This window comes from Burkholderia plantarii, from assembly GCF_001411805.1.
In the GTDB taxonomy this organism is placed as follows: domain Bacteria; phylum Pseudomonadota; class Gammaproteobacteria; order Burkholderiales; family Burkholderiaceae; genus Burkholderia; species Burkholderia plantarii.
The window spans coordinates 1,290,958-1,303,539 of record NZ_CP007213.1 but is presented as its reverse complement, the minus strand read 5'-3'; the positions used below and the strand labels follow the sequence as shown (position 1 = coordinate 1,303,539).

The following is a 12,582-nucleotide window of genomic DNA, read 5'->3' as shown; positions in this document are numbered from 1 at the left end:
GGGAGCGGCGCGCACGAAAAGGAAAAAATGCGCGCCCGCGCGCGGCGGCGCGGCCTTGCCTGCCCCTCACTCGGCCATCAACGCCTCGATGCGCGCCTGCAGATTCCGCAGCCCGACGCTGGCCGACACCGCCTCGACGGTACCGAAGCATTCCGGGCGGCTCGGCGCCGGATCGACGAGGAAATTGCGCGCATGGCCGAGGCGCCGCTCGCGCGGCAGCAGGCTCTCCGGCCCGACCACCTGGAACGCGGTGCCGATCGCCACGAACAGGTCGCGCTCGGTCATCTCCAGTTGCATCCGCTGCAGCGTCGCGTACTCGGGCGCGGCCTCGTTGAAGAACACCACGCCCGGCTTGACCCCCTCGACTTCACCGCAGGCCGGGCAGGCGGTATCGATCCGGTAATGCTCGCCGTCCTTCGGGAACCGGCAATCGCAGGCGGTGCAGAGCAGCGAATGCACGTCGCCGTGCAGATGCACGACGTGCCGCGCGCCCGCGCGCTCCAGCAGGTCGTCGATGTTCTGCGTGACGAGCCGCACGCGCCCGGTGCCCCAGGCGTCCTGCCAGGCGGCCAGCATGCGGTGCGCGTCGTTCGGAACGGCGTCGCGCTTCTCGGCGATCCGTGCGTTGTAGAACGCGAACACGGCCTCGCGGTTGCGGCGCCAGGTGAGGAAATTGCAGACCTTGTCGAGGTTGGCGCTGGACCAGATCCCGTCGCCGGTGCGGAAGGTGGGAATCCCGCTCTCGGCGGACAGGCCCGCGCCCGAAAACACGTAGAGCCGCGGCGGCCGGCCATGCGATACCGATGACATCATCCCTTCTCCCGTTGAAAAAACAGCCGGACGCCGGGCGGCGGCAAACGCCGCGGGAGCCCGTGTCGACATTGTAGGGTGCGCGCGGCGATCAACGACGCCGTCATGCCGGCACGTCATGCTGCGCCGTCGCGCGGGCCGGGCACCGCGCGGGCATGCGGCCGTCGCGGTGCCGCATCGCTCGCCGGTTCGCCGGCCGGCGCGACCGGCCGCGGCGAGCCGGCGGTCCGCCGCGTCGGTCACGTCGCCGCGCGCGCGGAACCACGGGCTGCCGAGCCGCTCACCTCGATCGCGCCCGGCACCGGGCCGCGCCTTCGATTCGAACCGGCGCGACAGCGCGTCGATCAGGCGAGACCAGCCGTCGCCGCGTTCGAAGCGGCTGCCACGGCTGATGGACGTCCGGACAGTCGTCGAAGGGAAAATCCCCGCCGGCAGGGCTCCGGCGCCGTGCGCGAGCATGCGCCGCCGGCGGCACGGCAATGCCGGGCCGGTTAATGCAGGGTCAGTTAATGCAGGGTCGGCAATCAGGGAACGTGCGTTTGGCGCGAATCCGGAATCAATGCCAACCCATCCTGCATGCGCATTGATCCAGGCAGCGCGCACGACAGCATGGCATGACGATGAATGACCGTGATTCACGCAATCGAGGCTGGATGAACCGGTGGCAATCCATCGAATCCGGGTCGGTGAAAACGTGCCTCGCCGGATGGAAGCGCGAGGATCGGGCGCGTGCTTCTCGTGCGGTTGTCGCGCGGTCCCTGCCCTAGCCGCGCCGCACCAGCCCCACCAGCAGCGCCCCGCCGATCAGCGCGGTGATCACGCCGATCGGCAGGTCGTCGGGCGCGATCAGCGTGCGCGCGAGCACGTCGGCCCAGACCAGCGCGAGCGCGCCGCCGAGCGCCGCGAGCGGCAGCAGTCGGCCGTGCTCGGCGCCGAACAGGCGCCGGCACACATGCGGCACCACCAGGCCGACGAAGCCGATCGCGCCGCTCACGGCGACACAGGCGGCCGTCAGCAGCGAGCCGACCACGAACAGCTCGCGGCGCCGCGCCGACACGTCCACGCCGAGCGCCGCCGCGGCCACGTCGCCGCTCGTCAGCGCGTTCAGTTCGCGGCGCCGGCCGAACAGCAGCAGCCCGCCCGCGACGAGGCAGACCGCCGGCGCGCCGAGCAGGCTCCAGCGCGCGAGGCCGAGGCCGCCCAGCATCCAGAACAGCACCGACTGCGCCGCGCGCGGATCGCCGAGATAGATCAGCAGGTTCGTGAGCGCCATCAGCGCGAACGAGACGGCCACGCCCGACAGCAGCAGCCGCGACGAATCGAGCCGCCCGGCACGCGCGCCAAGCGCGATCACGAGCGCGGTGGCGCCGAGCGCGCCGGCGAACGCGAACCCTGACAGCGTGAGCCAGCCGAACGCGGCGCCGAACCAGACGGTGGCCACCACCGCGCCGAGCGAGGCGCCCGAGCTGACGCCGAGCAGGTGCGGATCGACCATCCGGTGGCCGGTGGCCGCCTGCAGCGCGACGCCCACCATCGCCAGTGCAGCGCCCACCAGCGCGCCGAGCAGCACGCGCGGCAAGCGGATCAGCCAGACGATCGTATCGAGCCCAGGCGCGACGCCGGCCGCCGCGTGGCCGGCCAGATGCGCGGCCAGCACGCGCGCCACGGTGGCCGGCGCGATCGCCACCGGGCCGAGGCCGGTCGCGACGAGCATCGACGCGACGAGCAGCAGCAGGCCGATCGCCATGGCACGCCGGCGGCGCGCCGGAGACGGCACGGCCGGCCGCGCCTCGCTCCGCTCGCCGCCTTCGGCGCGTCGCGCGCGCCGCATCTATCGCGCCCCGTCCGGCCGCGCCGCGAACGCGTCCGGATGCAGCGCGCGCGCGATGGCCTCGACCGCTTCGGCGTTGCGCACGCCGGGCGTGGCGGCGTCATAGGGGATCACCACGAAGCGCCGCGCGCGGATCGCGTCGATCGTGGCCAGCGCCGGGTTGCCGGTCAGATGGCGGATCTTCTGCTCGGCCGTCTCGGCGCCGTAATCGACGATCACGATCGCCTGCGGATTGCGCGCCACCACGCTCTCCCAGCCCACCGCGGCCCAGCTCTGCGCGAGGTCGTCCATCACGTTGACGCCGCCCGCGGCGCGGATCAGCGCGGTCGGCATCGCGAGCCGGCCGGCCGTAAACGGCTTGTCGCCGCCGCTGTCGTAGACGAAGGTCCGCACCGGCGCGGCGCGCGGCCCGAGCGCACGCGCCACCGCGTCGAGGCGCGCGCGCATCGCGGCGATCTGCCGTTCGGCGCGCGGCGCCACGTCGAAGATCGCGCCGAGGTTGCGCAGGTCGGCGTAGACGTCGTCGAACGACGCGGCCGGGCGCGGCATCACCTGCGAACACGACTCCGTCAGCTCGTAGGACGCGATGCCGAAGCGCGCGAGCGACTCGGGCGTGACGGGACCGCCCACGCGCATGCCGTAGTTCCAGCCGGCCACGTAGAGATCGGCGCCGGCCGCCACCAGCGTCTCGAGCGCCGGATACCGGCGCGCCAGCTCGGGCAGCCCGGCCAGTTGCGCGCGCAACGCGGGCGTGGCGGTCTTCCAGCCGCCGATGCCGGTGTAGCCGGCCATCCGCTCGCGCAGGCCGAGCGCGAGCATCATCCCGGTCAGGTTCACGTCGTTGCTGACCGCGTGCGCCGGCGCGCGCTCGAACCTGACGCTGCGGTTGCAGCTGTGGATCGTGACCGCGTAATGGCCGGCCGCCAAGGCGGGCATGGCCATGCTCATGATCATGGCAAGGCCGGGCAGGCCGGACAGGATTCGCGGCGGGATGCGTGGCTTCATGGGCTCAGGGTTCCTCGTCGACGAGCAGCGTGACGCGCGGATAGCCGCCGGCCGGATGCCGGTCGACGATCGCCTCCACGCCATAAACGGATTGCAGGAGCGGCGCGGTCAGCACCTCGTGCGGCGTGCCGCTCGCCACGATCTCGCCGCCGGCCAGCACGAACAGCCGCGCGCAGAACGCGGCGGCGAGATTCAGGTCGTGGATCGTCGCGAGCGTGGTGATGCGCAGGCGCCGGACCAGCGCGAGCAGCGCGAGCTGATGGCGTGGATCGAGATGGTTGGTGGGCTCGTCGAGCATCAGCACCTCGGGCCGCTGCACCAGCGCGCGCGCCAGCAGCGCGCGCTGCCGCTCGCCGCCCGAAAGCGTCGCGAACGGCCGCTCGCCGAGCCCGGCGAGCCCGACTTCCGCAAGCGCCCGCGCCACGCGCGCGAGATCCTCGGCGGTGTCGCCGTCGAGCATGCGCTTGTGCGGCGTATGCCCCATCGCCACCATCTGCGCGACCGTCAGGCCGAACTCGTCGGGCGGGTCCTGCAGCACCACCGCCACGCGCTGCGCGGCGAGGCGCGGCGGGAGCCGCCAGAGGTCGTCGCCGCCGACACCGATCGTGCCGCCGTGCGGGCGCTCGTAGCGAAACGCGCAGCGCAGCAGGCTGGTCTTGCCGCTGCCGTTCGGCCCGATCAGGCCGACCAGCTCGCCCGGCCGCGCGTCCAGCGTCACGCGCCGCAACAGCGCGCGGGCGCGGCGCCCGGCGGGGCGCCAGTCGAGTTTGGTGATCTGCAGGCGGCTCATCGCGGGGGGGCTCAGAACGTGATGGCGGCGCTCACGCCGCCCGAGCGCGGCGCGCCGAGCAGCCACTCGCCGCCGTCGTTCTGGCTGGTTTCCGTGTAGATGCGGTTGGTCAGGTTGTGCAGGTACAGCGACAGCGTCAGGTTCTTCGAGGCGCGCCACGAGGCCGACGCGTCGACCAGCGCATACGACGGGATCCGCACCGTGTTGGCGGTGTCGCCGTAGGTCGAGCCCACGTAGCGCAGCCCGGCGCCCGCGCGCCAGCCCGGCGCGAACGCCCAGTCCACCCACAGGTTCGCGGTCCGCTGCGGAATGTTGATCGGCACGTTGCCGTTGCGCGAGACGCTCACGCCGCCCACCGACTCGTCGAACGAATCGTAGCGCGCGCGCAGCAACGCCGCGTTGGCGTCGATCGACCAGCCGCCGCCGAGCCGCAGCGCGCCGGTCCACTCGACGCCGCGCGAGGATTGCCGGCCGACCTGGATGGTCCGGTCCGGATGCTGCGGATCGGTGGTGAGCAGGTTGCGCTTGACGATCTGGTAGAACGCGAGCGTCCACGAACCGCGCCCGCCCGCGAACGCCTGCTTCATGCCGGCCTCCCACTGGTCGCCGGTGGACAGCGTGAACGCGCTGCTCGACTTCGACAGCGTGATCAGCGAGCCGACGCCGTCGGTGCCGGTGGTGGTCTGGCCGTACAGCGACACGTCGGGCGTCAGCGAGAACACCAGGCCGGTGCGCCAGCTGGTGTGCGCGAAGGTCTTGTCGAACGACGCGGCGCCGGCCGTCGGCGTCGCGAAGGTGTCGCGGTGATAGTCGATGTGGTCGTAGCGCAGGCCCGAGATCCACGACAGCCGGCGGGTCAGCTCGATGCGGTCCTCGGCGAACACGCCGGCCTGGTGCGTATGCGTGCGGAACACCGGCACGGTCGGATCGGGGCTCGAGAACACGCCCGGATCGAAGCCGGACGCGGGCACCACCGACTGGCCGCCGAACGGCGAGTTGCTGGTGTCGACGAAGCTCACGTCGTTGAACTCGGCGCCCACCACGAGCCGGTTCTGGCGGCCCAGCAGACGGCCGTCGAAGGTGGTGTCGAGCCGGTCGCCCAGCTGCCGCTCGTGATGCAGGATCTCGATGTAGTCGCTGCGCAGCACGCTGCCGTCGCCCTGCAGCGCGTAGCTTTCCGAGTCGTGCCAGTGGCGGTCGGTCAGCATCGCGTGGAGCTGGTTGCGCACCGTGATGCCGGGCGTCGCGCGCCAGGTCGCGTCCAGGCGCGCCCAGCGGTCGTAGTAGGCGATCGACGCGTTGCCGACGTTGTAGTTCTGCCGCGCGAGCGCGGCGTCGAGCACGCCGTCCGCGACCGGCACGCCGAAGTAGGTCATCGGCTTCTGGCGCGCGAAATCGTAGTCGAGCGTGAACGACAGCGACGGGTTCACGTCGAGCTTCAGCGCGCCGCCCACCGAGGTCATGTGCGACTCGCCGCGCGGCACCCAGCCGTTCTGGCGGTCGTCGTTCACGTAGAAGCGATACGACAGCATCGGCCCGAGCGCGCCGGTGGCGTCGAGCGCGACGCGCTTCCCGCCATAGGCGCCGGCGCCCACCAGCAGCGTGGTCGAGCGCTCGCGCCGCGGCGCCTTCGGCACCACGTTGATCACGCCGCCCAGCCCGCCCTCGCCGTACAGCACCGAGGCCGGCCCGCGCAGCACCTCGATGCGCTCGGCCGACCAGGTGTCGGCCGGGAACGTCACGGTGCCGGCGCCCACCAGCATGCGCGTGCCGTCGTAGAGCGTGGTGATCGACTCGGGGCCGCTGAAGCCGCGCACCGACACCGCCGTGCCGCCGTTGCCCGGCGCCGCGTCGGCCGCGAAGCCGGCCGCGCGCGTGACGGCCTGCGTGACGGTGGTGTCGCCGCGTTCGCGCACGCGCTCGCCGTCGAGCGTCTCGACGCTGGCCGGCGTGTCGAGGCTCGACAGCCCGAGCCGGCTGCCGGTGGCGACCGGCGCGCTCAGGTCGGCGGCGCCGGCCGCGCCGCTCGCGCGCGTGGCGCCGATCGCGATGGCCGGCAGCGCGGTGGCCGTGCCGCTCGCGCCCGATGCCGGCCCGGCGGCCGTGGAGGGCGGCCCGGCGGCGCCGGCAGCGGCGGCGGAATCGGGCGACGCGACGTCGGCGGCCGGCACGACGCGCGGCGCGCCGAGCAGCGAGGCGACGGCGACCATGCCCGCGCAGGCGCGGCGACGCACGGGACGCGCGGCGCGCGGGCGAAGGCAGTTCGAGCGGTGGGTCATCTCGTGGGGCGAATGCGGGTGGCGAAGATGGGTGGCGTATCGCGGGCGGCAGCCGTCGCGTCCGACTCGGCCGGCGCAACCGACGCGAGCGGCGGCTCAGGCAACGGCCGGGCCACGCCTCGCGCCGACATCGCGCCGACAGCCGCCCGGCCCGCGGGCAAGGCGCCCGGGCGCGCGCGGTTCAGGCGGAAACGCCGGACCCGGCAGGACGCGAAAACGGCACGATCGAATCCACGAGGCAATCGACGCGCTCGACCACGGCGCGGCAGGCGCGCGGCGCGATCGAGCCAATTGAGGCAATCAAGGCAAGGCAGGCGACGGCACGGCGCGCGCGCAGGCGGCCGGCGTCCCGGAATCGGACGGAATCAGTCACGCGGAGATCTCCTGGGGTTTCGCGCCCCGTTTGGCGAATGAGGGAACCGAACCCAGGTCTGACTTCCGGCGCGGCCGTCGAACGACGGCGAAACCGGTCACAGTGGCGCGACCGCGCGGGATTTTCACCCGCTTCCGAGCTTGGCGGCGACAATTCTATCGTGAAAATTGCCGGGAACCGCAACAATTGCCGTCCGGCAATCGCGGGACGAGACTGTCGTATCGGCCCCACGACGGCCGATCGCGACCCGATTGGCACCGCATTGACCCCGGGCGGCGCTATGATGCGGAACCCCCGGGGCAACGCGCTCCGGTCGTCGTTCCTGCCCCGTTTATTTCGAATCGCCCCTCGTGTTTCGTTGCGGATGGGGCGGCCGCGTGCCGCCAACCCGCGCACGCTCCTGCTCCCGATTTTTCGACATGCACGGCTCGTACAATTTCTTCCTGGTGGTGGTGTCGTTCGTGGTGGCGACGCTCGCTTCCTACACCGCGCTCGACCTGACCGGCCGCATCGCGCTGCTCGGCCGTTCGCTGCAGCGCCACACGTGGCTCGCCGGCGGCGCCGTCGCGATGGGCACCGGCATCTGGTCGATGCACTTCATCGCGATGCTCGCGTTCACGCTGCCGATCCCGCTCGGCTACGATCTCGTCGAGACCGGCTACTCGCTCGCGCTCGCGATCGTGGTGTCGTATCTCGCGCTGTTCGTCACCACGCGCCGGCGCGCCAGCTTCGCCCATCTCGCGGTGAGCGGCACGCTGATGGGGCTCGGCGTGGCCGGCATGCACTACACCGGGATGGCGGCGATGCGCATGGCGCCCGGCATCGACTACCGGCCGGGCTGGTTCGCGGCGTCGATCGTGATCGCGATCGGGGCTTCGATGGCGGCGCTCGCGATCGCGCGGCGGCTGCGCAGCGAGAGCCGGCACGCGGTGGTGCGCGCCCGCGCGGGCGCGGCGCTGGTGATGGCCGCCGGCATCAGCGGCATGCACTACTCGGGCATGGCCGCGGCGATGTTCCTGCCCGGCAGCATCTGCGGCGCGGCATCCGGCATCAATTCGGCGTGGCTCGCCACCACCGTCGCGCTGTTCACGTTCGTGATCCTGATCGTCACGCTGCTGCTCTCGCGCATCGACGCGCGCAACAGCCGGCTCGCCCACGCGGTGACCAACCTGAACGGCGAGATCGTGCGGCTCGCCACGCTCGACACGCTGACGGGCCTGCCCAACCGCAGCACGCTGACCAGCCGCATGGTCGAGGCGATCGACGACGCGCGGCGCCGCAACACCGGCTTCGCCGTGCTGTTCATGGATCTCGACGGCTTCAAGGCGATCAACGATTCGCTCGGCCACTCGATCGGCGACCAGGTGCTCGTCACGTTCTCGCAACGGCTGCGCGGCTGCGTGCGTTCGTTCGATACGGTGGCGCGGCTCGGCGGCGACGAGTTCGTGGTGCTGGCCGAGCGGATCGGCTCGGCGCCGGAGGCGCGCGTGATCGCCGAGACGGTGCTGGAGCGCACCCGCGACGGCGCCTGGAGCGTGGACGAGCCGCTGCAGGTCACGCCGAGCATCGGCATCGCGCTCTACCCGCGCGACGGCGAGACCGTCGACACGCTGCTCAAGCACGCCGACGCGGCGATGTACGAGGCCAAGCGCGGCGGGCGCGGCACCTACCGCTTCTTCGAAGTGGGCATGAACGACGCCGCGCTGCGCACGCTACAGATCCAGCAGGCGCTGCACGAGGCGCTCGCCAACGGCTATTTCTCGCTGCACTTCCAGCCCAAATTCCGCAGCGACACGCGCGCGCTGACCGGCGCCGAGGCGCTGATCCGGCTGCACCACCCGAAGCTCGGCGCGCTCGCGCCGCTCGACTTCATCCCGATCGCCGAACGCTCGGGGCAGATCGTGGCGATCGGCTACTGGGTGGTGCGCGAGACCTGCCGGCACATCCGCGAATGGATGCAGGCGGGGCTGCCGCCGCTGAAGGTGGCCGTCAACCTCTCCACGCGCCAGCTCGCGCAGCCGGAACTGGCCGCGGCGATGCTCGAGATCGTCAGGCGGGAACAGGTCGCGCCGCAGCAGATCATCTTCGAGATCACCGAGACGATGGCGATGCAGGACGCCGAGCGTACCATCGTCGCGATCCGCGATTTCCAGCAGAGCGGCTTCGAGATCGCGATCGACGATTTCGGCACCGGGTATTCGAGCCTCGCCTACCTGCAGCGCTTTCGCGTCAAGCAGCTGAAGATCGACCGCTTCTTCACGAGCGGGCTCGACCGCCACGGCAAGGAAGGCGCCGCGATCGTCTCGGCGATCATCGCGCTCGCGCATTCGCTCGACATGGACGTGGTGGCCGAGGGCGTGGAGACCGTCACGCAGCGCGACAAGCTGGAGACGCTGCGCTGCGACGAGATGCAGGGCTTCCTGCTCGGCCAGCCGCTCGAGGCCGACGCGTTCGCGCGGCTCGTGCGCGAACGTTCGGGCTCGGACGAGGCGCTGGCCTGAGCGCGTCCGGCCGGCGTGCCCGGCCGGCGCGGTTCAACCGGCCTTGGCGGCCGTGTCGTAATCGAACTCGATGCGGATGCCGCCCGGCTCGTAGATCATCGTGTGGCGCTTGGTGCCCTTGCCCAGCGGCTCGGGCGCGAACTCGACGCGCACGCCCGGCCATGCGGCCACGCGCTCGTACAGCGTGTTCAGCGCCGCCTCGCTGGCCACGCGCAGCGCCAGGTGATGCAGGCCGATGTTGCGCTTGCGGTCGAACTCGACCACCTCGGGATCCTTCACCTGCCAGAGCGTGAGCGTGACGTGGCCGTCCGACACGAACGCGGCCGGATATTCGGGCCGCTCGCCGAGCAGTTTCCAGCCCAGGCAGGTTTCGAAGAACGCGCGGGTCTCGGACAGGTCGCGCACGGTCAGGCCGAGATGATCGATTCCGCGGGTCAATGCGATCTCTGACATCGCTTGGGTTCCTTTCAAAGTCGTAAACAATCGGGGAAAGCCGGCAGGCCCGGACGACAACTATATGATGGCCGCGCCGATCGTGTCGTCGGGCCTCGTGTTCATCGCGATGCCACGCGTCCGGATTCGACGCGAGCCATGTTCCCTGCCCTCATGACGAACCCGTGACCACCCGAACGCACCGGCGCGCTCCGTTCACTCCGCCGACAGCGTGACCGGCGGCATCGGCGCCGTGTTGACACCGAGGTGGAATACGTCGGGCCGCGAGTAATGGCCGACCACGTCGAAGTCGAGGTTGCTCGCGTGGCCCACGGCCGTGTCGATTTCGGCGTAGAGGATCGTCTCGGTGTCGAACACCGGGCCGGCCAGCACCTTGCCGAGCGGATCGACGATCATGCTGCCGCCGCGCATGATGTAGTCGGCCTCGCCCGCCTCCAGATGGAAGTCGTCGCGGAAGAACGCCGGATACGCGTCGAGGCGGATCGCCTGACACGCGCTCAGCACGTGGACGCGGCCCTCCAGCGCGATGTGGATCATCGACGGTGCCCAGGTGGCGCGATCGTCGGCGGTCGGCGCGCAGTAGATCTCGGTGCCCTGCGCGAACATCGCCTGACGCAGCGCGGGCATGTAGTTCTCCCAGCAGATCACCGAGCCCACGCGCCCGAGCGGCGTGTCCACCGGCGCGATCGTCGAGCCGTCGCCGAAGCCCCAGATGATGCGCTCCTGGCCGGTCGGCATCAGCTTGCGGTGGTGGCCCGCCACGCCCTTGCCGGGCGAGAGCGTCACCGCCGTGCAGTAGAGCGTGCGGCCCAGCCGCTCGATCACGCCGATCACGACGTGGACGCCGGTCTCGGTCGACACCTCGGCGAGCAGCGCCAGCTCCGGGCCGTCGAGCGTCACGGCGCCGTTGAAGTAGTGCCGGAAATGGGCGCGCCCGCCGTCGGTGCGCTTGCCGACCAGCGTGCCGAACGAGGCGCCCTTCGGATAACCGCCGAGGAACGCCTCGGGGAACACGGCCAGCGACGCGCCCTCGCGCGCGGCCTCGCGGATCAGCCCGGCGGCCTTCGCGGCGGCCTTCATCGGTTCGAACGGCACGGACGCGGCCTGTACCACGGCGGCTTTGAACATGGCGACTCCAGGGAATGAGTGATTGACGGTTGAGGTGATGGGACCGGCACGCGGCGTCAGCCGTTCGTGATGTCCCGTTCCTTCGTCTCCGGCAGCGTGAAGAACAGGATGACGAAGCAGATCAGCGAGATGCCCGCCAGATACCACGCGGGAATGTTCGGATCGCGGGTCCAGCGGATCAGCGCGGCCGCGATGAACGGGCCGGGGCCGGCCAGCACTGCGAGCGCGAGGTTGTGGCCGATCGCGGCGCTGCTCGAACGGATCGAGGCCGGGAACACTTCCACCAGCAGCACCACGTCCATCACGGCCGTGACCGCCACCAGCGCGGCCAGCACCACCAGGCCGAGCAGGATCAGCCACTCGTTGCCGGTGTTGAGCAGCAGGAACACCGGATAGGCGAGCAGCGCGAGGCCGAGCGCGGAGGCCAGCACCAGCGGGCGCCGGCCGACGCGGTCGCTCAGGCGCCCCACCAGCGGCTGGAACAGCGTATAGAGCACCAGCGCGAGACTGCAGAGCCAGAGCGAGGCCGTCTTGGTCAGGCCCACCGTCTGCGTCAGGTGGTTGTTCGCGTAGGTGATGAAGTAGTAGAGCGACACGCCGAACAGCGCCGAGAACGCGCAGGTGGTCACCATCGCGCGCACGCGCTCGCCGCGCGGCACCGCCTCGACGCCGCCGCCGGCGCGCCTGCGGCGCACCGCTTCGTAGACCGGCGTGTCGCCGAGCCGGCGGCGGATGTAGAGCGCCACCATCGTCATGAAGATCGAGGCGACGAACGGCAGCCGCCAGCCCCACGCCGCGAGGTCCGCTTCCGACAGCAGCATCGACAGCAGCGCGGCAAGGCAGGTGCCGATCAGGAACGCCGCGCCCGCCGTGCCGGTGATCACGCTCGCGGCCAGCGCGCGGCGGTTGCGCGGCGCGCTCTCGACGATGTAGATGCCGGCGCTCGACCACTCGCCGCCCACCATCATCCCCTGCAGGAAGCGCAGCGCCACCAGCAGCGCCGGCGCGGCGAGGCCGAGCGTGGCGTAGCCGGGCAGCAGGCCGATCAGCGTGGTCGACACGCCCATCCCGAACACCGTCACGATCAGCACCGCGCGGCGCCCGAGCCGGTCGCCGATCGGGCCGAGCACGAGCGCGCCGACCGGGCGCGCGAGAAAGCCCGCCGCGAACACGGCCAGCGCCGACAGCAGCGAGATGCCGGGCACCGCCGACGGGAAGAAGGTCCGGCCGATGATCGTGGCGAAGTAGCCGTAGATCGCGAAATCGAACCATTCCATGAAGTTGCCGATGCCGACCGCGAGCGAGCGCTTGCGCAGGTCGATGCGGGTGGCCGGGGACGCTTCGTCGTGCGTGGCGGTAGCGATGTTCATACGATTGCCCGAGTGAGAGGAGAGGCACGCGCGGTTGCGAAA

General features: G+C 71.4%; 10 protein-coding genes. 1 reads left to right on the top strand and 9 read right to left on the bottom strand.

All coding sequences use genetic code 11. The annotated features are described in order from the left end of the window. Nucleotides 1–66: 66 nt before the first annotated feature. The 6 genes from bpln_RS22865 to bpln_RS35980 all read right to left on the bottom strand — a co-directional run bounded on the left by bpln_RS22865 (nucleotide 67) and on the right by bpln_RS35980 (nucleotide 7,088). Nucleotides 67–813 carry an SIR2 family NAD-dependent protein deacylase gene (locus tag bpln_RS22865; RefSeq protein WP_042627543.1) on the bottom strand — a complete coding sequence of 249 codons (747 nt, stop codon included), beginning with the start codon at nucleotides 811–813 and terminating at the stop codon, nucleotides 67–69. Nucleotides 814–1,573: 760 nt separating this feature from the next. After that, nucleotides 1,574–2,557: a FecCD family ABC transporter permease gene (locus tag bpln_RS22860; RefSeq protein WP_055141184.1), complete on the bottom strand. Its 984-nt coding sequence runs from the start codon at nucleotides 2,555–2,557 to the stop codon at nucleotides 1,574–1,576. An 84-nt stretch (nucleotides 2,558–2,641) separates the two neighbouring features. Further along, complete coding sequence (locus bpln_RS22855; RefSeq protein WP_244131915.1) at nucleotides 2,642–3,595, bottom strand: ABC transporter substrate-binding protein; 954 nt, start codon at nucleotides 3,593–3,595, stop codon at nucleotides 2,642–2,644. A gap of 55 nt (nucleotides 3,596–3,650) precedes the next feature. Further along, nucleotides 3,651–4,436, bottom strand: coding sequence for an ABC transporter ATP-binding protein (locus tag bpln_RS22850; protein WP_055140087.1), 786 nt, complete (start codon nucleotides 4,434–4,436; stop codon nucleotides 3,651–3,653). An 11-nt stretch (nucleotides 4,437–4,447) separates the two neighbouring features. Next, nucleotides 4,448–6,646 (bottom strand): TonB-dependent receptor, encoded by a 2,199-nt coding sequence (locus tag bpln_RS22845; protein WP_338025998.1) that lies wholly within the window; start codon nucleotides 6,644–6,646, stop codon nucleotides 4,448–4,450. 250 nt (nucleotides 6,647–6,896) lie between these two features. Continuing rightward, on the bottom strand, nucleotides 6,897–7,088 hold the full coding sequence (locus bpln_RS35980) for a hypothetical protein (protein WP_148654135.1): 192 nt from the start codon (nucleotides 7,086–7,088) through the stop codon (nucleotides 6,897–6,899). Between the two features lie 419 nt (nucleotides 7,089–7,507). On the opposite strand from bpln_RS35980, the gene bpln_RS22840 reads away from it, so the two are divergent. Continuing rightward, on the top strand, nucleotides 7,508–9,589 hold the full coding sequence (locus tag bpln_RS22840) for a putative bifunctional diguanylate cyclase/phosphodiesterase (protein ID WP_042627540.1): 2,082 nt from the start codon (nucleotides 7,508–7,510) through the stop codon (nucleotides 9,587–9,589). Nucleotides 9,590–9,622: 33 nt separating this feature from the next. Here bpln_RS22840 and bpln_RS22835 read toward each other — a convergent pair whose 3' ends face one another. The 3 genes from bpln_RS22835 to bpln_RS22825 all read right to left on the bottom strand — a co-directional run bounded on the left by bpln_RS22835 (nucleotide 9,623) and on the right by bpln_RS22825 (nucleotide 12,540). Beyond that, nucleotides 9,623–10,042 carry a VOC family protein gene (locus tag bpln_RS22835; RefSeq protein ID WP_042627539.1) on the bottom strand — a complete coding sequence of 140 codons (420 nt, stop codon included), beginning with the start codon at nucleotides 10,040–10,042 and terminating at the stop codon, nucleotides 9,623–9,625. Between the two features lie 195 nt (nucleotides 10,043–10,237). Further along, nucleotides 10,238–11,170, bottom strand: a complete 933-nt coding sequence (locus bpln_RS22830) for a carbon-nitrogen hydrolase family protein (RefSeq protein WP_055140086.1) — start codon at nucleotides 11,168–11,170, stop codon at nucleotides 10,238–10,240. A gap of 56 nt (nucleotides 11,171–11,226) precedes the next feature. Continuing rightward, nucleotides 11,227–12,540: an MFS transporter gene (locus tag bpln_RS22825; RefSeq protein WP_055140085.1), complete on the bottom strand. Its 1,314-nt coding sequence runs from the start codon at nucleotides 12,538–12,540 to the stop codon at nucleotides 11,227–11,229. Nucleotides 12,541–12,582 lie beyond the last annotated feature (42 nt).